The following is a 21,322-nucleotide window of genomic DNA, read 5'->3' as shown; positions in this document are numbered from 1 at the left end:
TACCAGAACTAAATTCGTAATGGGTAGGCCTTCAGACGATACTCAACCGGACTAAGGCCTTTTAATTTAATGCTGATCCGACGGGTATTGTAATAGCGGATATAGTCCTCAAGAAACACCTTGAGTTCATCAATATCATTGAATTCACTGGTATAAAAACACTCTGATTTCAATGCCCCGAAAAAACACTCAGCACAGGCATTATCCAGGCAGTTTCCCTTTCGGGACATACTTTGCAGGATACCAGAAGACTTCAACTGATACTGATACTGATACCAACGGTGTCGGTATTGCCAGCCCTGATCGGAGTGAAGTACTGGCCTACTGTCGTCATCCAGCCTGGCGAATGCCTTCAATAGCATTTCATCAATCATCGACATCGCAGGGCGTTCTGAAATACTGTAGGAAATAACTTCGTTATTAAAGAGATCGATGATAGGGGAAAGATAGAGTTTCCGGCCATTTACCGCAAATTCAGTCACATCAGTGACCCATTTCTCATTAGGTCGCGTGGCTTTAAAGTTTCTCTTCAGAATGTTTTCAGCAATTTCACCACACTCACCACGCCATGAACTGTAGCGCTTAACTTTGATGGTTGCTTTAAGAACCATTGATGTCATCAATCGTTGAACGACTTTATGATTGATTACGCCAATTTCTCGTCTGAGAGCAAGCGTAATTCTGCGATAGCCGTAACGACCACGGTTATCAAAATATATCTCTTTGATTCGACTTCTTATATCATCATATTTCCCCGGAGATTTAAGTCCTTTCAGGTGATAGTAAAATGTACTCCGGGGTATCTGAGCTATCTGAAGCAGGTGCTCTAATGGGTAGTACTGCCTTAGTTCATTGATAACCTGAACCTTCTCTCTTACCGAACCAAGGCTTTCAGCTTTTTTAGATAAAGAACTCGTAATTCAAGGAAGTGGACTTTTTTTTCCAACTCTCGAATCCGTTTATCCTTCGAATATTCCAGTACAGCTTCCGCTTTAACAGGGTCATCAATCATATGGGGTGCCCTTTTCTTACCAACACGTAAAGAACGCAAACCGTCCTCTCCATGTTCGTTGAACACTTTTATCCATTTGCCTATCGAAGCGGCGCCAGCAACTTTAAATTTGGCAGCCGCCTGCGTTTGGGAAATCTGACCTGAAAGTACAGCTCTAACAGCTTCAATTCTGACCTCTGGGTCAACAGAGACTCCCTTGTCCCTGGATTTTAATCCCTCTTCCCCATAAGCATCATAGGCTGCAACCCATAATCTTACCTGGGTTCGAGGGACGTCGAAGCGTGCTGATGTCAAACGATAACCCTCATCAGTAGTGAAATAATGCATAACCACCTGGAGGCGTTCTTCAAAGGTATATTTACGTCTGGACATGGGACTCTCCAATTAGAGAGTCCAACTAAATGGGTGCAGTGCATTCTGATTTATAGTCAGGTGGGGCTTTTCTCTGTTTGCCTTTCGGTGAATACCTGAGACAAACAGTCTCAAGCACCCACCAGCATTCTACCTTAAAATAATCACCCACCTATTTTAATGTATTCCTAAAATATTTTTCATTCATCAATAAAAACAACATGCATTATAGGCAAGATAATTATTAATGATTCACGTAATAAAACAACAGATATAAAAAAACCTGCCATCAGGCAGGTTTTTATTTAACGCTTTCGTGTTACTGGAGCAGCGAAATATCCGCTACCTGCAGGAACAATTCGCGCAGTTTGGACAGCAGCGTCAGACGGTTGATACGCACGTCTTTGTCGTCGGCGTTGACCATCACGTTCTCGAAGAAGGTGTCTACCGGCTCGCGCAGGGACGCCAGTTCAATCAACGCTTCCTGATAGCGACCCTCGGCAAAGTACGGCTGAAGCTTATCGCGCAGCACCACCAGGTGGCCCGCCAGCTTGATTTCCGCCGCGTCTTTCAGGACGGAGGCGTGAACGATATCGTTCAGCGTCTCGTCAGACTTCGCCAGAATGTTCGACACACGCTTGTTGGCCGCAGCCAGCGCAGAGGACTCTTCCAGAGTACGGAAGTGAGACACCGCCTTCATACGCGCATCGAAGTCTGCCGGACGGGTCGGACGACGCGCCAGTACCGCCTGGATGGTGTCAACGGTATAACCTTCGTCCTGATACCAGGCACGGAAACGACCCAGCATAAAGTCGATCACGTCATCGACCACTTTCGCGTTGGTCAGCTTGTCGCCGTACAGACGCACCGCTTCTTCGGTGAGGGTTTGCAGATCCAGATTGAGGTTCTTCTCAACGATAATACGCAGCACGCCCAGCGCGGCACGACGCAGCGCAAACGGGTCTTTGTCGCCTTTCGGATGCTGGCCGATACCGAAGATACCCGCGAGGGTGTCCATCTTGTCGGCAATCGCTACGGCACAGGCTACCGGGTTAGACGGCAGGTCATCGCCGGCAAAGCGCGGCTGATACTGCTCGTTCAGCGCCACGGCCACATCTTCCGCTTCGCCATCGTGACGCGCGTAGTGCATGCCCATCACGCCCTGGGTGTCGGTGAACTCGAAGACCATGTTGGTCATCAGGTCACACTTAGACAGCAGGCCCGCGCGGGTAGCGTGGTTCACGTCAGCGCCAATCTGGCCGGCGATCCAGCCCGCCAGGGCCTGAATACGGTCAGTTTTGTCGCGCAGCGTGCCCAGCTGCTGCTGGAACAGCACGGTCTGCAGACGCGGCAGGTTATCTTCCAGACGCTTTTTACGGTCGGTATTAAAGAAGAACTCGGCATCCGCCAGACGCGGACGAACCACCTTCTCGTTACCGGCGATAATCTGCTGCGGATCTTTCGATTCGATGTTCGCCACGAAGATGAAGTTTGGCAGCAGCTTGCCCGCGTTGTCGTAAACCGGGAAGTACTTCTGGTCGCCCTTCATGGTGTACACCAGCGCTTCCGCCGGTACCGCGAGGAATTTCTCTTCAAACTTCGCGGTCAGCACCACCGGCCATTCCACCAGCGAGGTCACTTCTTCCAGCAGGCTTTCGCTCAGGTCGGCGTTGCCGCCAATCTTGCGTGCCGCTTCTTCCGCGTCCGCTTTGATTTTTGCTTTACGCGCTTCGTAGTCCGCCATCACCATGCCGCGTTCCAGCAGAATCTGCGGGTACTGGTCGGCATTGTCGATGGTGAACTCCGGCTCGCCCATAAAGCGATGGCCGCGAATCACGCGGTCAGACTGAATACCCAGAATGGTGGCCGGGATCACCTGATCGCCCAGTAGCAGGGTCACGGTGTGAACCGGACGCACGAAGTGCACGTCGTTGGCACCCCAGCGCATCAGTTTCGGGATCGGCAGTTTCGCCAGCGAGGTGGCAATCATGTTCGGCAGCAGCGCTTCGGTGCTTTCGCCCTTCACGTGTGCGCGATACAGCAGCCATTCACCTTTGTCGGTGGTCAGACGCTCGGCCTGATCGACGGTGATACCGCAGCCACGCGCCCAGCCTTCTGCCGCTTTGCTCGGTTTACCTTCAGCGTCGAACGCCTGGGCAATCGCCGGACCGCGTTTTTCGACTTCGCGATCCGCCTGCGCGGCCGCCAGATTCGCCACTTTCAGCGCCAGACGGCGCGGGGCAGCAAACCATTCAACTTTACCGTGCGCGAGGCCAGCGTTATCCAGCTCTGCGGTCACGTTGGCCGCAAAAGATTCCGCCAGGTTGCGCAGCGCTTTTGGTGGCAGCTCTTCAGTGCCGATTTCCACCAGGAAAGTTTTCTCAGACATGGCCGCCTCTTATTTATTCTTGTTGCACATCGGGAAGCCAAGGGCCTCACGGGAAGCGTAGTAAGCTTCTGCCACTGCTTTGGTCAGGGTGCGAATGCGCAGAATGTAGCGCTGACGCTCGGTGACGGAGATGGCTTTACGCGCATCCAGCAGGTTAAAGCTATGGGCAGCCTTAAGAATACGCTCGTAGGCAGGCAGCGGCAGCGGGTTTTCCAGCGCCAGCAGCTGCTGGGCTTCTTTCTCATACTGCTCGAAGCAGGAGAACAGGAAGTCGACGTCGGCGTATTCGAAGTTATAGGTGGATTGCTCCACTTCGTTCTGATGGAACACGTCGCCGTAGGTGGTTTTACCCAGCGGGCCGTCGCTCCAGACCAGGTCGTAAACGCTGTCTACGCCCTGAATGTACATGGCCAGACGCTCCAGACCGTAGGTGATTTCACCGGTCACCGGCTTACACTCCAGGCCACCGACCTGCTGGAAGTAGGTGAACTGCGTGACTTCCATACCGTTCAGCCACACTTCCCAACCCAGACCCCAGGCGCCCAGCGTCGGGTTTTCCCAGTTGTCTTCCACGAAGCGAATATCGTGGATGGTCGGGTCCATACCCAGCTCTTTCAGCGATCCAAGGTACAGCTCCTGAATATTTTCCGGAGACGGCTTAATCACCACCTGGAACTGGTAGTAGTGCTGTAAACGGTTCGGGTTTTCGCCATAGCGGCCATCGGTTGGACGGCGGGACGGCTGCACGTAGGCGGTCGCCATCGGCTCCGGCCCCAACGCACGCAGGCAGGTCATTGGGTGAGAAGTGCCCGCGCCAACTTCCATGTCCAGTGGTTGAACAATGGTGCAGCCCTGACGAGCCCAGTAATCCTGTAAGGTCAGGATCAGGCCCTGGAAGGTCCTGGTATCAAACTTTTGCATATGATTTCGTGCTGGATACGTGTGGATTTAAAGGAAGCAGTCAGTATACCCGCTGGCTGCGAGATATACAGTATGAAAGGGGATTGTTTAAGGAAAATTGGGGAAAACAGGCCGGATCTTGCTGCTCCCGGGCCTGTTTTAACGCATTGAGAGGTGTAAAAAGCCGCCGTCGGCGTCGAATGAGCAGACAAAACTTTCGTTACGCGCCGTATAGCCGCGCAGCTCGTAGCTGCCCTGGAAACGTTCAAATCCAGTGACGTCTATTTTCTGCGGCGCGGTGTTATAGCGCTCCGCCGCGTTGTCTTTACAGAGCTGCTCCATGCTCAGCGAGCGCGCCGGATTCATTTTTGCGCTTTGCGTTTTTTGCGCCGCTGGCGGCTCGGCCGACGAGCACCCCGCCAGCAGCACCAGCGCCAGCAAAGGAGGGAGAGACTTCATCATCATTATTTATCTTACCAGGCTATTATTTTAGGCTGTCCCCTATCACACTTCCGCATTGTGCGAACCTCACCATAACTCTACAAGCACAAGGGTGCAAAACTCAGAATTATCCAGTGAAATAGCGCCTACGGCAGCGTGGTCTGAATATATTTATAGCGGAGATTAGGGTATCTGATGCAAGAAAAAATTAGCTGGATTGATAACTTACGCGGTATTGCCTGCCTGATGGTGGTGATGATCCATACCACAACCTGGTTTGTGACCCACCCGCACGACATCAGCCCGTTCAGTTGGGATCTGGCTAACGTCCTGAATTCGGCCTCACGCGTCAGCGTACCGCTGTTTTTTATGATTTCCGGCTACCTGTTTTTTGGCCAGCGCAGCGCGCAGCCGCGCCATTTCCTGCGCATTGCGCTATGCCTGCTATTTTACAGCACCCTCGCCCTGCTCTTCATTGCCGCCTTTACCCAAATCAACCTTGAGACATCGCTGAAGAATCTGCTGCAAAAGCCGGTTTTCTACCATCTGTGGTTTTTCTTCGCCATCATGGTGATTTATCTGGTCTCACCGCTGATTGAGGTAAAAGCCATCAGCGGCAAAATGCTGTTCGCGCTGATGGTGGTCATCGGTATTGTCGCCAACCCGAACACCCCGCCGCTCAAAACCGACGGCGCGACCTGGCTGCCGGTGAATCTGTACATCAACGGCGATACCTTTTACTACGTGCTTTATGGCCTGCTTGGCCGGGCGCTGGGCATGATGGAGACCGGCCGCAAGGGGCTAACGTGGATCTGTGGCCTGCTGTTTGCCCTCGGGGTCGGGATTATTTCGCGCGGCACGCTGCATGAGCTGCAATGGCGCGGTAACTTTGGCGATACCTGGTATGTGTACTGTGGCCCGATGGTCTTTCTCTGCGCGACGTCGCTGTTCATCGTGATTAAAAACACCCTGAATCAGCGTATTTTGCCGGGATTGGGGTTAATTTCTCGCCACTCGCTGGGCATCTACGGTTTTCACGCCTTTATTATTTACCTGCTGCGAAGCTGGAATATCGACCTCAAAAGCTGGCCCGCGCTGGATATCCCGTGGGTTTTTGCGATAACCCTGGCGGGCAGCCTGCTGCTCTCGATGGCCTTACAGCGCATAGATAAACGTAACCTGATCAGTTAGAAAGCACCCGCCGCGGCCACAGTGCGGCGCCGTACATACAGCTAAACCATGCCGCGACGGCGAGAATTTTATAGGCTAGCGCCAGCGGCATATTCCATATCCCCACCAGCAGTAACCCGGATGTTAACAGCAGAACCAGACGGCATAAGGCGGCGAATGACGCCTGCGCGGCCTGCCGATGCGCCGCAATCGCAAAGATTCCCAGTACCCAAATCGCCAGAAAATAGGCTTTATCCTCCAGATGCGGACAGCCGCGCCAAAGACAAATCAGATACAGCACAATGCCGGCAATCAAGGCCGAACGCGGTGATTTAACGATGGTTACCATAAGCATCTCCCTTGCTGACAACTCCGCCATTATCGCGCACGATAATCTTTTAACATTGGAGTAACACAGCAAAAGCGACAGTTTCGGAATACATAAAGGCGCGGGAGAACAAAGAGAAGCCCGCTCCTTGAGGGAGCGGGCTATGCGTTGTATCAGGACATTAGCGGCAGCAGATGCTGATAAATCTGGCGGAACGTCTCACGCTGCGGCGCATAGCGCGCAAAGCGTTGTGCATCCGGCAGATGCGCCTGCTCCAGCGTCAGCTGTGGCAACAGGTCAGCGTAAGGACGATCGTGATGGATAGCCAGCTGCGCCAGACGCGCGGCGCCCAGCGCCGGGCCGACGTCGCCGCCGGTGCGGTAATCCAGCTGTTTACCGCAGATATCCGCCAGCATTTGCCGCCAGTAGGCACTGCGCGCGCCGCCGCCGATAAGCGTAATGCTTTTTGGCTCTACGCCGCAGGCGTGCACGACGTCCATGCCGTCAGCCAGCGCAAAGCCGACACCTTCCAGCACGGCCTGCGCCAGTTCGGCAGGACCATGCTGATGGGTCAGCCCAAAGAACACGCCTTTGGCCTGCGGATTATTGTGCGGCGTACGCTCTCCGGAGAGATACGGCAGGAACCAGACTGGTCCCGCGCTAACGTCGGCCGTTTGCGCAGCGGCAATCAGCGCAGGGACCGTCTCCAGGCCGGTCAGCTTCGCCGCCCAGTCCAGGCACGATGCCGCGCTGAGCATCACCGACATCAAATGCCAGCGCCCGGGCAGCGCGTGACAGAAGCTGTGTACCGCGCTTTCCGGCTTGCTGAGGAAGCCTTCGCTCACCGCAAAGTAGACGCCGGAGGTCCCCAGCGATAGCATCGCCTGGCCCGCGTCCGCCATACCCACGCCGACCGCTCCCGCAGCGTTATCGCCCCCACCGGCTACCACCGGCACCGCGGGCATATTCCAGGCGTTAGCGACCGAAGGCAGCAGTTGCCCCGTCACCTCGCAGCCTTCAAACAGGGCGGGCATGTTATCGCGAGTCAGCTGACAGGCAGCGAGCATCTCATCGCTCCAGTCGCGCTTCGCCACGTCCATCCACATAGTGCCCGCCGCATCTGACATATCGCTGGCGAAATCGCCGGTCATACGCAGACGCAGATAATCTTTCGGCAACAGCACTTTATCCACCTGGCGGAAAATCTCCGCTTCATGGCGCTGCACCCACAGCAGCTTCGGTGCGGTGAAGCCAGGCATCATCAGGTTGCCGGTAATTTGTCGCGAGGTGGCCACCTGCGCTTCCAGCCGCTGGCACTCTTCGGCACAGCGGCCATCGTTCCACAAAATCGCCGGGCGCAGCACGCGCTGCTGTTTATCCAGCAGCGTAGCGCCGTGCATCTGCCCGGCAATCCCCAGGGCTTTTACCCCCTGAAGGCTATGCTGCTGGCCCAGCTCCTTCATGGCGCGATCTGTCGCCTGCCACCAGTGCTCAGGATCCTGCTCAGACCACAGTGGATGCGGGCGGGAAACCGTCAGTTTTTCCGTGTGCGAGGCCAGCACGGTGCCCTGCTCATCCAGCAGGATCGCCTTAACGCCAGAAGTGCCTAGATCTATGCCGATATACATCGCGACTGCTCCTTTAGGTGGTACGATGCCCGGAAGCTTACGCCCCGGGCATGGTGTACGGCAAAGCTGAAATTACTTGTCGAACAGGTAGTGGTTTACCAGCCCTTCCAGCAGCTCCTGATGGCCGCTCTGGTGCTGCGGCGCCAGCTGATGCTGCTCAGCGTATTTCGCCAGGTCCTGCAGCGACATCTGGCCTTTAAGGATTTGCTGGCCCAGCTCCCCGTTCCAGCCGGCATAACGCTTGGCAACGCGTTTATCCAGCTCGCCGCCTTCAATCATGCGGGCCGCCACTTTCAGCGACAGCGCCATGGTGTCCATCGCGCTAATATGGCCGTAGAACAGGTCATATTTGTCGGTGCTCTGACGGCGCACTTTGGCGTCAAAGTTCAGACCGCCGGTGGTAAAGCCACCCGCTTTGAGGATTTCGTACATCACCAGCGCGTTTTCTTCCACGCTGTTCGGGAACTGGTCGGTATCCCAGCCCAGCTGCGGGTCGCCGCGGTTGGCATCGACAGAACCAAACAGGCCCAGCGCGATGGCGGTGGCGATTTCGTGATGGAACGAGTGGCCCGCCAGCGTGGCGTGGTTGGCTTCGATATTCAGCTTGATCTCTTTCTCCAGACCGAACTGCTTCAGGAAGCCATACACGGTTGATGCATCGTAGTCGTACTGGTGCTTGGTCGGCTCCTGCGGTTTTGGCTCAATCAGCAGCGTACCCTGGAAGCCGATTTTGTGTTTGTGCTCAACAACCATCTGCATGAAGCGGCCAATCTGTTCGCGCTCCTGACGCAGGTCGGTATTCAGCAGGGTTTCATAGCCTTCACGGCCGCCCCACAGCACGTAGTTTTCACCGCCCAGTTTGTGGGTGGCGTTCATCGCGGTAAACACCTGCGTCGCCGCCCAGCTGAACACTTCTGGATCCGGGTTAGTCGCAGCACCTGCGCCGTAGCGCGGGTTAGTGAAGCAGTTTGCGGTGCCCCACAGCAGCTTCACGCCGCTCTGCTGCTGTTTTTCCGCCAGCACGTCGACCATCTGCGCAAAGTTGTTCAGATATTCTTTCAGGCTAGCGCCTTCCGGAGAGACGTCCACGTCATGGAAACAGTAGTAAGGTACATTCAGCTTGTGGAAGAATTCAAAAGCGACATCTGCCTTGCGTTTTGCAAGCTCAATGACTTCGCCTGGTTGCTGCCATGGACGATTAAAGGAGCCGACACCAAACATGTCCGCGCCGTTCCAGCAGAAGGTATGCCAGTAGCAGGCGGCGAAGCGCAGGTGATCTTCCATACGTTTGCCCAGCACCAGTTCATCCGGATTGTAGTGGCGGAACGCCAGCGGATTTTCGGTTTTTGGGCCTTCAAAACGAACGCGATCCAGTTGGTCGAAATATGCTTGCATAATGAACTCCATAATCTGACAGGCGGCGAGGAATAATTCGTATGGTCATACTGAATTCTGAATGGCGGTCTCTCAATTACGTTATTTCACACTGCTATTAAGAGAATCCACAAATGTGCGCTGGCTCGCAAAATAAAATGGAATCCGCCTCGTTTTATGTACGCAAATTTGTCGTTCCCAACTTTTAAAATCAGATCGCGGTCAAAAATCAGCAATTAAACGAAATATCGTAATGGCAAGATAAAAATCTGTAATTGCCAGCCGCCGTTTACATGTTAAAAATTTGCTGCGTGTTAAGTCATCGCTGTTTCTTTTATCGCCAATCTCACCACCTTATCCTACAGAAGGCATTACGATTATGAAGATAAAGAACCTTTGCCTCACGCTTTGCGCCTCACTGCTTCTCACCAGCATGGCGAGCAGCGCCAAAGAAGTTAAGATCGGTGTATGGCCATTGATGACCTGCGCCTTGAGCGCTGGCAGAAAGACCGCGATATCTTCGTTAAGAAAGCCGAACAGCTTGGCGCACAGGTTTTTGTGCAGTCCGCCAACGGCAATGAAGAAACGCAAATGTCGCAGATCGAAAATATGATCAACCGCGGCGTGGATGTCCTTGTTATTATTCCTTATAACGGTCAGGTACTGAGTAACGTCATTAAAGAAGCGAAACAAGAAGGCATTAAAGTATTAGCCTATGATCGCATGATAAATAACGCCGATATCGATTTTTATATTTCTTTCGATAACGAAAAAGTCGGCGAAATGCAGGCGCAAAGCCTGGTCAATCAGGTACCCCAGGGGAATTATTTCCTGATGGGCGGCTCGCCGGTTGATAATAATGCCAAGCTGTTCCGCGCGGGGCAGATGAAAGTATTAAAACCGTATATCGATGATGGCAAAATTAAAGTCGTCGGCGATCAATGGGTTGACGGCTGGCTGCCGGAAAACGCGCTGAAGATTATGGAAAACGCCCTCACCGCCAATAACAACAAAATTGATGCCGTTGTCGCTTCTAACGACGCCACCGCGGGCGGCGCAATCCAGGCCTTAAGCGCGCAAGGGCTGGCCGGTAAAGTGGCTATCTCCGGCCAGGATGCAGACCTGGCGGGCGTGAAGCGCATCCTCAACGGTACCCAGACCATGACCGTCTACAAGCCGATTACCCTGCTGGCGAACAGCGCCGCAGAGATCGCCGTCGAGCTGGGCAACGGTCAGCAGCCAAAATCTGACGCCACGCTGAATAACGGGCTGAAAGACGTTCCGTCGCGCCTGTTAACCCCTATCGAAGTCAATAAAACCAACATTGACGATACCGTTGTGAAAGACGGTTTCCATAAGAAGAGTGAACTCTGAATAGTATGCCCCGGCTCCAGCGCCGGGGCAGCGTAGCCGCCGGGAATACCCGGTAGCCAGGCTTACGTGGAGCACCAGTACTTATGCCGTATTTACTTGAAATGAAGAACATTACCAAAGCCTTCGGGGTCGTGAAGGCTATCGATAATGTCAGCCTCAGATTAAACCCAGGCGAGGTTGTTTCCCTGTGTGGCGAAAATGGCTCCGGCAAATCAACCTTAATGAAGGTGCTTTGCGGTATTTATCCGCACGGAAGCTATGACGGAGAGATTATTTTCGCCGGCGAGACGCTACAGCCGACGCATATTCGCGATACCGAGCGTAAAGGTATTGCTATTATTCACCAGGAGCTGGCGCTGGTTAAACATCTGACCGTGCTGGAAAATATTTTCCTCGGTGCTGAGATCGGCCGCCGTGGCGTGCTTGATTACGACACCATGACCCTGCGCTGCGAAAAGCTGCTGGCACAGGTTAATCTCGCCATTTCCCCGGATACCCGGGTTGGCGATTTGGGGCTTGGCCAGCAGCAGCTGGTCGAAATCGCCAAAGCGCTCAACAAACAGGTGCGGCTGCTGATCCTTGATGAGCCGACCGCCTCGCTGACCGAGCAAGAGACCGCCGTCCTGCTGGATATCATCCGCGATCTACAAAACCACGGCATCGCCTGTATCTATATTTCGCACAAGCTGAATGAAGTCAAAGCGATATCCGACACGATCTGCGTTATCCGCGACGGTCAGCATATCGGCACCCGCGACGCCAGCAACATGACGGAAGATGACATCATCACCATGATGGTGGGCCGCGAGCTGACGGCGCTCTACCCCAGCGAACCGCACGCTGCGGGCGAGGAGATCCTGCGCGTCGAGCATCTGACCGCATGGCATCCGGTTAACCGCCATATCAAGCGCGTCAACGACATCTCTTTCAGCCTGAAACGCGGCGAAATCCTCGGCATTGCCGGGCTGGTCGGCGCGGGGCGTACCGAGGCGGTACAGTGCCTGTTTGGCGTCTGGCGCGGCCGTTGGGAGGGGCGCATTTTTATCGACGGTAAGCAGGTCGATATCCGCAGCTGCCAGCAGGCAATTGGCCACGGCATTGCGATGGTGCCAGAAGACCGCAAAAAGGACGGCATCGTGCCGGTGATGGCGGTTGGCAAAAACATCACGCTTGCCGCGCTCAACGACTTCAGTGGCGCCTTGAGCAGCCTCGATGACGCCAGGGAACAGCAGTGCATCCTGCAATCCATTCAGCGTCTGAAGGTGAAAACTTCCTCCCCGGATCTGGCCATCGGTCGACTGAGCGGCGGCAATCAGCAGAAAGCGATACTGGCCCGCTGCCTGCTGCTGAACCCGCGCATCCTGATTCTGGATGAACCCACGCGCGGTATCGACATCGGCGCGAAGTATGAAATCTATAAACTTATCAATCAACTGGTGCAGCAAGGCATCGCCGTCATCGTCATCTCCTCTGAGCTGCCGGAAGTGCTGGGGCTGAGCGATCGGGTGCTGGTGATGCACGAAGGGAAACTCAAAGCCAACCTGGTGAACCATAACCTGACTCAGGAAAATGTGATGGAAGCCGCCTTAAGGAGCGAACGCCATGTCGAAAAACAATCCGTCTGAAATGAAACTGGCCACCCCCGCAGCGGCCCCGACGCTGCGGCTAAAATCGCTGAACTTGCAGGTTTTCGTCATGATTGCGGCCATTATTGTGATCATGCTGTTTTTCACCTGGACCACCGATGGCGCCTACCTGAGCGCGCGTAACGTCTCCAACCTGCTGCGCCAGACCGCCATTACCGGCATACTCGCCGTCGGGATGGTGTTTGTGATTATCTCGGCCGAAATCGACCTGTCCGTCGGCTCAATGATGGGATTGTTAGGGGGCGCGGCGGCGATTTTCGACGTCTGGCTCGGCTGGCCGCTGCCGCTCACCATTATCGTGACGCTGGCAATGGGGCTGGTACTCGGCGCGTGGAACGGATGGTGGGTAGCCTATCGTAAGGTGCCATCGTTTATCGTCACCCTTGCGGGGATGCTGGCGTTTCGCGGCATTTTGATTGGCATCACCAACGGCACCACCGTGTCGCCCACCAGCGCGGCGATGTCGCAAATTGGTCAGAGCTATCTGCCAGACGGCATCGGTTTTACCTTTGGCGCCGTCGGGCTGATGGCGTTTATTGCCTGGCAATGGCGTGGCAGAATGCGCCGCCAGTCGATGGGGCTGTCAACGCCTGCGTCTACCGGCGTGGTCGGGCGTCAGGCGCTGACGGCGGTCATTGTGCTGGGAGCCATCTGGCTGCTGAACGACTATCGCGGCGTACCCACGCCAGTGCTGCTGCTGACGCTGCTGCTGCTCGGCGGCATGTTTATGGCAACCCGCACCGCCTTTGGCCGCCGTATCTACGCGATTGGCGGCAATATTGAAGCCGCGCGTCTTTCCGGTATCAACGTCGAGCGTAACAAGCTGGCGGTATTTGCCATTAACGGCCTGATGGTGGCGATTGCCGGGCTGATTTTAAGCTCACGTCTGGGTGCCGGCTCGCCGTCCGCGGGCAACATTGCTGAGCTGGATGCCATCGCCGCCTGCGTGATCGGCGGTACCAGCCTGGCGGGCGGCGTCGGCAGCGTCGCTGGCGCCGTCATGGGGGCATTTATTATGGCCTCGCTCGATAACGGAATGAGTATGATGGACGTGCCCACTTTCTGGCAATATATCGTGAAAGGTGCGATTTTACTGCTTGCCGTCTGGATGGACTCCGCAACCAAACGGCGTGCGTAATTGCCTGGCCGTGGTGTTGCCGAATCAGTGGCCGGCAACACCCCTCATGTTTCACGAGGAACCCTGAACCATGTTTGGAAAACGTCACCGCGTGACGCTGTTGTTCAACGCTAACAAAGCCTTCGACCGTCAGGTGGTTGAAGGCGTTGGCGAATATTTACAGGCGTCGCAGTCCGAGTGGGATATTTTCATTGAAGAAGATTTCCGCGCGCGGATCGAAAACATTAAAGAGTGGCTGGGAGACGGCGTTATCGCCGACTATGACGATCCCACCATTGAAGCGCTGCTCACCGACGTCGATGTCCCTATCGTCGGCGTGGGCGGCTCCTATCACCGCCAGGAGCAGTATCCTCCCGTTCACTACATCGCGACCGATAACTACGCGCTGGTTGAAAGCGCTTTTTTACATCTCAAAGAGAAAGGCGTCCATCGCTTCGCCTTCTATGGCCTACCTACCGCCAGCGGCAAGCGCTGGGCCGAGGAGCGCGAATATGCCTTCAGCCAGATTGTCGCCAAAGAGAAGTACCGCGGCGTCATCTATCAGGGCCAGGAAACTGCGCCGGAGAACTGGCAGCATGCGCAAAATCGGCTGGCGGATTGGCTGCAAACCCTGCCGCCGCAAACCGGCATTATTGCCGTCACGGATGCCCGCGCCCGCCATATCCTGCAGGCCTGCGAGCATTTGCATATTCCGGTGCCGGAAAAACTGTGCGTGATCGGCATTGATAACGAAGAATTGACCCGCTACCTCTCCCGGGTGGCGCTCTCGTCCGTCGCCCAGGGCGCACGGCAGATGGGCTATCAGGCCGCCAAGCTGATGCAGCGTCTGCTCGATAATGAAGTTCTGCCGCTACAGCGGGTGCTGGTGCCGCCGATGCGGGTGATGGAACGACGCTCAACGGACTACCGCTCGCTCAACGACCCCGCCGTCATCCAGGCCATGCACTATATTCGCAACAACGCCTGCAAGGGAATTAAGGTTGAACAGGTGCTGGACGCCGTCGGCATCTCGCGCTCCAACCTGGAGAAGCGCTTTAAGGAGGAAGTGGGCGAAACCATTCACGCGGTGATCCACAGCGAGAAGCTGGAAAAAGCGCGCAGCCTGCTGGTGTCTACATCGCTGTCTATCAACGAAATTTCGCAGATGTGCGGCTACCCGTCGCTGCAGTATTTCTATTCGGTGTTCAAAAAAGAGTACGACACCACGCCAAAGGAGTATCGCGAGCAGCATAGCGAGGCGCTGATTCAAGCCTGACCCCCGCCCACAAAAAAGGCCTTCAGATGGAAGGCCTTTTTTGATATTCAGCAGCGATTACATATGTGCCGCAATCAGACGCTGGTTATCCTGGTACATCGCGAACAGGTAGTCGTTATAGCGCGACCCCTTGGTGGAATAACCTTTCAGCTTATGAATCATCGCGGTAGCGGTGACTTCCTGATCCGTTTTACGCAGCTGGGCGCGTGATTTACGGAACGAGGCATAGGCCGGATGCGTATTGAGGTTTCTGGCATAAGCCTGAACGGACTCTTTCACCGAATTAAACCGGGTGTAGCCGTTCATTGAACCTGAACCACAGCTTCTGCCGCACTTCATGCCAAACAGATTATTGTTATTACGCGCCAGCTTCGAGGTACCCCAGCCGCTTTCGGCGGCGGCCATCGTGGCGACCATGCTGCCAGGAATAATATCGACGCGCTCAAGCAGCGTATTCCACGGCACCTTACGGGTATTGCCGTTCCAGCTGACTTTGTAGCGTGCAGCGATATCTTTCAGGCGCGCACGTTCAGACGGCGACCAGCGGCCTTCGTACTGTTTGGAAACCAGCCAGTTACGATCCGCAGTAATGGCAGCATTTTGACTTGTGATATAAGGCATTACCGTCCGGAGAAACGCTCTTTTCCTTGGGGTTCCGGAAGGGTATTTTCGCAAATCAGGAAGTGAACTACTCTTTACACTATTGCGAGAATACTCTTGTTTACTGCTGGCCTTACTTAAACTCGTCTTGGTTACCGAGGCTTTCTGATGCTTTGTTACCGTGTGTGTTTTTGCGAACACCCCACCTGAAAATGTGCAGATGAGTAACATTAGTATCGCGGCCCCATATCGTCGGATGGGAGTCGATATCATTAGGTCTCCTGGTCGGATGCAATCATTCCAACGCCTTCTTATTTAATAAAATTGAGAGATGAATCTCAAATTATAACAAAAATAGCCCGTCAACGCACGTTCAGGAAATAGTCCGATTCTGAAACGAGCAAACGGACGCGATTCAGCATAAGACAAATTACGCAGACGAAATGCTAGGTATATCTCATTTTAGCGCATTTTTTGACCACCATCACTCAGCCCTTTTCCTCCTCCCTGGATAAGGATGAGTACAGCGCGATAACCTGCTGGCACACTGAAGAAAAAATGCCCAGGCACAGGATAACGCTATGAAGCTTGCCGCCCTTGTACCGCTACTGCTCCCCGCTATCGCCAGCGCCGCCAGCTGGACCACGCAGGACTTCCCCGCCTTTGTAGCCGATGGCACGGGGAAATTCACCAGCCAGAAAACGCTCGCGAAGGGTACCCGCGCTCTGAGGTTGAATCTTGATCAGCAGTGCTGGCAGCCCTCTGACGCCGTTCGCCTTAACCAGATGCTGTCGCTCGAACCCTGTCAGGGGGATGCGCCGTAGTGGCGGCTGTTCCGCGACGGCAGCTATACGCTTGAAATTGATACCCGCTCCGGCACGCCCACGCTGACTATCGCCGTGCAAAGCGAGGCCGAAAGCCGCAGTGCGCAGGTTAACGTTCGCCAGTGTCCGCGCTGGGACGGTAAACCGCTGACGCTGGATGTCGGCCAGACCTTCGCCGAAGGCAGCAAGGTACGCGATTTTTATAGCGGGCAGACCGCGGTCGTCACGCAGGGGAAAATTACCTTACAGCCCGCGGAGAGCAGCAACGGTTTACTGCTGCTGGAAAGCGCCGACGTCCTCGCCACCGCACCGTTCAGCTGGCACAACGCGACCGTTTACTTCGTGCTGACCGACCGTTTCGTGAACGGCGATCCCAGCAACGACAACAGCTATGGGCGTCAGAAAGATGGTATGCAGGAAATCGGCACCTTCCACGGCGGCGATCTGAAGGGCCTGACCAGCAAGCTCGACTATCTGCAAAAGCTGGGCGTCAACGCGCTGTGGATTAGCTCGCCGCTGGAACAAATTCACGGCTGGGTGGGTGGCGGTACCAAGGGCGATTTTCCACATTATGCCTACCACGGCTATTACACTCAGGACTGGACCCGGCTGGATGCCAATATGGGCACCGAGGACGATCTGCGCGCGCTGGTTGATGGCGCCCACCAGCGCGGCATCCGTATCCTCTTCGACGTGGTCATGAACCATACCGGCTACGCGACGCTGGCCGACATGCAGGAATATCAGTTCGGCGCGCTGTACCTGCAGGGCGACGAGGTGGCGAAAACGCTGGGCCAGCGCTGGACCGACTGGAAGCCCGGCCCGGGGCAAAGCTGGCACAGCTTCAACGACTACATCAACTTCAGCGACAAGGCCGCATGGGATAAATGGTGGGGTAAAGCGTGGATCCGCACCGATATTGGCGACTACGACAACCCCGGTTTTGATGATTTGACGATGTCGCTGGCGTTTCTGCCCGATCTGAAAACGGAATCGACCGCTCCAGGCGGGTTACCCCATTTCTTCCAGCACAAACCGGATACCCGCGCCCGCGCCGTCGACGGCTTCACGCCGCGTGATTACCTGACCCAGTGGCTCAGCCAATGGGTGCGCGACTACGGCATTGATGGCTTCCGCGTCGACACCGCTAAGCACGTAGAGATGGCGGCCTGGCAGCAGCTCAAGTCGCAGTCGGTGGCCGCGCTGGCGGCGTGGAAAAAGGCCAACCCGCAAAAGGCCATGGACGACGCGCCGTTCTGGATGACCGGCGAAGCCTGGGGGCACGGCGTAATGGAAAGCGACTACTACCGCCACGGCTTTGACGCGATGATCAACTTTGATTACCAGGATCAGGCGGCAAAGGCCAGCGACTGCCTGGCTAACATCGACCAGACCTGGCAGCAAATGGCCGATAAGCTGCAAAGCTTTAACGTCCTGAGCTACCTGTCATCGCACGATACCCGCCTGTTCCGTGAAAAAGGCGACAACGCCGCCGAGCTGCTGCTGCTCGCGCCCGGTGCGGTACAAATCTTCTACGGCGACGAATCTGATCGCCCGTTTGGCCCCACCGGTTCCGACCCGCTACAAGGCACGCGCTCGTCCATGAACTGGCAGGATGTCGCCGGTCAATCCGCCGCTACGGTGGCGCACTGGCAAAAACTGGGGCAGTTCCGCGCCCGTCATCCGGCCATTGGCGAAGGAAAACAAAGCACGCTCTCCCTGCCACAAGGCTACGGATTTGTGCGTGAATACGGCGAGGACAAGGTCATGGTTGTCTGGGCCGGGAAGCGCTGATAGAGACTCCTCCAGGCCCGCGGCTTTAGCCCGGGCCTTTGCAGAATAAAAAACTGCTTATACCGCAATATCTCACTTTATCCACTAAAGACCCTGCCTTAACGCCATTTGCACCGCATCGTCAGTGGCGTTATCGTTACCCACTTCACGGAACAAGCAATAGAAATCTGGCTATGACATTTTCTCTTTTCGGCGACAAATTCACCCGCCATTCAGGCATTACCCGCCTGATGGAAGACCTCAACGACGGTTTACGCACCCCAGGCGCCATCATGCTTGGCGGCGGTAACCCGGCGCAGATCCCAGAGATGAATACCTATTTTAATAATCTACTGGCGGAGATGCTGGAAAGCGGCAAAGTCTCTGATGCGCTGTGCAATTACGACGGCCCGCAGGGGAAAAACGAACTACTCGTCGCGCTGGCCAATATGCTGCGTAATGAATTAGGTTGGGATATCGGACCGCAGAATATTGCACTGACTAACGGCAGCCAAAGCGCGTTTTTCTACTTGTTCAATTTGTTCGCCGGCCGCAGTGCCGACGGTACCACCCGCAAGGTACTGTTCCCCCTCACGCCGGAGTATATTGGCTACGCCGACTCGGGGCTGGAAGACGATCTGTTCGCCTCAACCCGTCCCCACATTGAGCTGCTGCCAGAAGGCCAGTTTAAATATCACGTTGATTTCGAAAATCTGCCTATTGATAAAGATACCGGGATGATCTGCGTTTCACGTCCGACCAACCCCACGGGCAACGTCATCACCGATGAAGAGCTGAAGCAGCTGGATGCACTGGCCAACCAGCACGGCATCCCGCTGGTTATCGACAACGCCTACGGCGTGCCGTTCCCGGGGATTATCTTCAGCGAGGCGACCCCGCTGTGGAACCCGAACATCGTGCTGTGTATGAGCCTGTCTAAGCTTGGCCTGCCGGGCAGCCGCTGCGGCATCATCATCGCCGACGAAAAAATCATCACCGCCATCAGCAATATGAACGGCATTATCAGCCTCGCCCCAGGCGGGATTGGCCCAGCCATCATGTGCGAGATGATCAAGCGCCGCGACCTGCTACGCCTGTCAGAAACGGTCATTAAGCCGTTCTATTATCAGCGCGTGCAGGAAACTATCGCCACCCTGCGCCGCTACCTGCCGGAAGAACGTTGCCTGATCCACAAGCCGGAAGGCGCGATTTTCCTGTGGCTGTGGTTTAAAGATCTGCCGATTACCACCGAAACGCTCTACCAGCGTCTGAAAAAACGCGGCGTGCTAATGGTACCCGGCGACTTCTTCTTCCCGGGACTGGATAAGCCGTGGGATCATACCCATCAATGTATGCGAATGAACTACGTACCGGACCCGGATAAAATCGAGGCCGGGGTAAAAATCCTTGCTGAAGAAATTGAATTAGCCTGGCGCGAGCATTCATAATATACAATATATCGGCCTCTACTCTCTGAGGCCGATATTTTCGGTGATCCCGAATGTTATTCAGAAAATAACAACCGAAATATTTACCCTTCTCTTCGCTCGGATTACTCCCAATTTAAAGCGCCATTTCATTATTGCTAAACATTTAAAGCAATTATTCATTCCGGCTTAACATGTTAAAAACCAAGTAACAGCTTGTTTCATCAAAGCATATTAATTTACATAGCAGACTTTGTTTAACCTTAAATTAAATCGGATTTATTCCGCCTTTCGTATGAAAAGAAACGTGCCATGCAAGGCTTAATTTTCTACTTACACTGACTAATACGCACTCGGCGTTTTAACTGGTGGAGTATGGTTATGAACTCTAAAAACGTTAGCCAATTAAGCATTATTGCTGTGGCGGTTCTTATTGCATTCTCACTCTCCGCCTGTAGCGGTAGCGGCGGGGGCTCTCATTCAACGGCTAAAAATGGCAGCACTCAGGGGAGCGGCTCTGGCGGCGGCGATGGTAGTGGGTCAGGTGGCAGCGGTTCTGGCGGTAGTGGTTCTGGCGGCTCTGGTGGCGGTAGCGGCGGTAGCGGCGGTGGCTCCGGCGGCGGTGATGGTGGTGGCTCCGGCGGTGGAGATGGCGGCGGTAATGGTGGTGGCTCCGGCGGTGGAGATGGCGGCGGTAATGGTGGCGGCAGCGGTACAACCGCTAATAACGCCATCAACAGCATTGTCGGCGATACCGGTAAAGCCGTGTCCGGCGTGGGTGACACGCTGGGCGGTCTGGGAAGCCAGCTGACCACCACCACCGGCAATAACCCGGTCACCTCAACCATTTCCACTACGGTGAGCGGCGTGGGTAACGCGGTCGATACGCTGGGAACCGGCGTCACCACCGGTATGGTATTGGCAATTCGTCAAATACCAACGGCGTAGGGACAACGCTACAGGGCACAACCAACACCGTGACCGTACTGGGCAATACCGTTTCCAGCGTGGGGAGTAATCTCTCCACCAGCACCTCGGGAACCCCGGTAGCCGGTGTCACCGGTGTCGTTGGCAACGTCGTTAACAGCACGGGCCAGATTGTCAGCAGCACCGGCAGCGGATTGACCAGCACCCTGCAAAGCCCGGGCGTGACGGCGACGACCACCGGCGTAACTTCGGTGGTCAATAACACGCTCTCCGGCGTGCAGGGCGTGACTCAGGGCGTAGGGACGGCAACCGGAGTAGGCACGCCGGTTAACGGCCTGCTGACTCAGGTCGGGACCACCGTGAGCGGCGTGGGCAGCCAGGTTGGCACCACGTCCCCTGCGCTGAGCGGCGTGGGCCAGGTGGTCTCCAGCGTCGGTAATATCGTGACCGACGCCGGTGGTCTGGTGAAACCAACCGCCACCAGTAGCGGAGGCACTACCGGCGGCTCTACCGGAACCAGCGGCGGCCTGTTAGCTAACGTCACGGGAAGCCTGAACGTAAGCACAAGCACCAATACCGGTAGCAGCAGTACCGGAACAGCCAGCACAGGAACCAGCGGCGGTGCCTTAGGGGGTTTAAGCGGTCTGCTCGGGTTAACAACTAAAAAATAAGCTATACATTTATTAATGCGTTCCGTGCCCCCGCAATGGGGGCACGTTTTTCAGCAGAATAACAATAATGATCCTTGCACAAAAAAATACACAA

The 21,322-nt window shown here is 55.2% G+C and carries 16 protein-coding genes and 2 pseudogenes; 10 read left to right on the top strand and 8 right to left on the bottom strand.

The window, feature by feature from the left end:
* Positions 1–8: 8 nt before the first annotated feature.
* The 4 genes from ACK5JN_RS04580 to ACK5JN_RS04565 all read right to left on the bottom strand — a co-directional run bounded on the left by ACK5JN_RS04580 (position 9) and on the right by ACK5JN_RS04565 (position 5,117).
* Positions 9–1,384, bottom strand: a protein-coding gene (locus ACK5JN_RS04580) for an IS3 family transposase (RefSeq protein WP_416869065.1) whose coding sequence is annotated in 2 segments (ribosomal slippage) — positions 9–904 and positions 904–1,384 — 1,377 coding nt in all. Because the reading frame shifts where the segments join, the coding sequence is not laid out codon by codon here.
* A gap of 298 nt (positions 1,385–1,682) precedes the next feature.
* Positions 1,683–3,752, bottom strand: coding sequence for a glycine--tRNA ligase subunit beta (gene glyS, locus ACK5JN_RS04575; protein WP_416869064.1), 2,070 nt, complete (start codon positions 3,750–3,752; stop codon positions 1,683–1,685).
* Between the two features lie 9 nt (positions 3,753–3,761).
* Positions 3,762–4,673 carry a glycine--tRNA ligase subunit alpha gene (gene glyQ, locus ACK5JN_RS04570; protein WP_004106786.1) on the bottom strand — a complete coding sequence of 304 codons (912 nt, stop codon included), beginning with the start codon at positions 4,671–4,673 and terminating at the stop codon, positions 3,762–3,764.
* A gap of 138 nt (positions 4,674–4,811) precedes the next feature.
* Complete coding sequence (locus ACK5JN_RS04565; RefSeq protein ID WP_416869063.1) at positions 4,812–5,117, bottom strand: YsaB family lipoprotein; 306 nt, start codon at positions 5,115–5,117, stop codon at positions 4,812–4,814.
* 171 nt (positions 5,118–5,288) lie between these two features.
* On the opposite strand from ACK5JN_RS04565, the gene ACK5JN_RS04560 reads away from it, so the two are divergent.
* Entirely contained in the window at positions 5,289–6,284 is a 996-nt protein-coding gene (locus tag ACK5JN_RS04560) for an acyltransferase (protein ID WP_416869062.1), read from the top strand.
* On the opposite strand, the gene ACK5JN_RS04555 is transcribed toward ACK5JN_RS04560, so the two are convergent.
* The 3 genes from ACK5JN_RS04555 to xylA form a co-directional block, all read right to left on the bottom strand.
* Positions 6,277–6,612, bottom strand: coding sequence for a hypothetical protein (locus ACK5JN_RS04555; RefSeq protein WP_416869061.1), 336 nt, complete (start codon positions 6,610–6,612; stop codon positions 6,277–6,279). The genes ACK5JN_RS04560 and ACK5JN_RS04555 overlap by 8 nt on opposite strands.
* 152 nt (positions 6,613–6,764) lie before the next feature.
* On the bottom strand, positions 6,765–8,219 hold the full coding sequence (gene xylB / locus ACK5JN_RS04550) for a xylulokinase (RefSeq protein WP_416869060.1): 1,455 nt from the start codon (positions 8,217–8,219) through the stop codon (positions 6,765–6,767).
* 72 nt (positions 8,220–8,291) lie between these two features.
* Positions 8,292–9,614: a xylose isomerase gene (xylA, locus tag ACK5JN_RS04545; RefSeq protein WP_416869059.1), complete on the bottom strand. Its 1,323-nt coding sequence runs from the start codon at positions 9,612–9,614 to the stop codon at positions 8,292–8,294.
* 358 nt (positions 9,615–9,972) lie between these two features.
* Between xylA and xylF the strand changes: the two are divergent.
* The 4 genes and pseudogenes from xylF (at position 9,973) to xylR (ending at position 15,006) form a co-directional block, all read left to right on the top strand.
* Positions 9,973–10,967, top strand: a pseudogene (gene xylF, locus ACK5JN_RS04540) (D-xylose ABC transporter substrate-binding protein).
* 83 nt (positions 10,968–11,050) lie between these two features.
* On the top strand, positions 11,051–12,592 hold the full coding sequence (locus tag ACK5JN_RS04535) for a xylose ABC transporter ATP-binding protein (RefSeq protein WP_416869058.1): 1,542 nt from the start codon (positions 11,051–11,053) through the stop codon (positions 12,590–12,592).
* Positions 12,570–13,751: a xylose ABC transporter permease XylH gene (gene xylH, locus ACK5JN_RS04530; protein WP_416869057.1), complete on the top strand. Its 1,182-nt coding sequence runs from the start codon at positions 12,570–12,572 to the stop codon at positions 13,749–13,751. The genes ACK5JN_RS04535 and xylH overlap by 23 nt, the downstream gene beginning before the upstream one ends.
* A gap of 70 nt (positions 13,752–13,821) precedes the next feature.
* Positions 13,822–15,006, top strand: coding sequence for a D-xylose utilization transcriptional activator XylR (xylR, locus tag ACK5JN_RS04525; RefSeq protein ID WP_271446707.1), 1,185 nt, complete (start codon positions 13,822–13,824; stop codon positions 15,004–15,006).
* A 57-nt stretch (positions 15,007–15,063) separates the two neighbouring features.
* Here xylR and ACK5JN_RS04520 read toward each other — a convergent pair whose 3' ends face one another.
* On the bottom strand, positions 15,064–15,879 hold the full coding sequence (locus ACK5JN_RS04520) for a protein bax (protein ID WP_416869056.1): 816 nt from the start codon (positions 15,877–15,879) through the stop codon (positions 15,064–15,066).
* 308 nt (positions 15,880–16,187) lie between these two features.
* On the opposite strand from ACK5JN_RS04520, the pseudogene ACK5JN_RS04515 reads away from it, so the two are divergent.
* From ACK5JN_RS04515 to ACK5JN_RS04495, 5 genes and pseudogenes are all read left to right on the top strand, one after another.
* A pseudogene (locus ACK5JN_RS04515) lies at positions 16,188–18,224 on the top strand (alpha-amylase).
* A gap of 173 nt (positions 18,225–18,397) precedes the next feature.
* Complete coding sequence (gene avtA / locus ACK5JN_RS04510) at positions 18,398–19,651, top strand: valine--pyruvate transaminase (protein ID WP_416869055.1); 1,254 nt, start codon at positions 18,398–18,400, stop codon at positions 19,649–19,651.
* A gap of 472 nt (positions 19,652–20,123) precedes the next feature.
* Entirely contained in the window at positions 20,124–20,441 is a 318-nt protein-coding gene (locus ACK5JN_RS04505; RefSeq protein ID WP_416869054.1) for a hypothetical protein, read from the top strand.
* The gene (locus tag ACK5JN_RS04500) at positions 20,396–20,578 is read left to right on the top strand and encodes a hypothetical protein (RefSeq protein WP_416869053.1); all 183 of its coding nucleotides are present in this window, start codon (positions 20,396–20,398) and stop codon (positions 20,576–20,578) included. Before ACK5JN_RS04505 ends, ACK5JN_RS04500 begins: the two co-directional genes overlap by 46 nt.
* Complete coding sequence (locus ACK5JN_RS04495) at positions 20,548–21,228, top strand: collagen-like triple helix repeat-containing protein (protein ID WP_416869170.1); 681 nt, start codon at positions 20,548–20,550, stop codon at positions 21,226–21,228. The genes ACK5JN_RS04500 and ACK5JN_RS04495 overlap by 31 nt, the downstream gene beginning before the upstream one ends.
* Positions 21,229–21,322 lie beyond the last annotated feature (94 nt).

The organism is Kluyvera sp. (assembly GCF_047971185.1).
Taxonomy (GTDB): Bacteria; Pseudomonadota; Gammaproteobacteria; order Enterobacterales; family Enterobacteriaceae; genus Kluyvera.
This window is presented reverse-complemented; position numbering and strand designations above follow the sequence as displayed.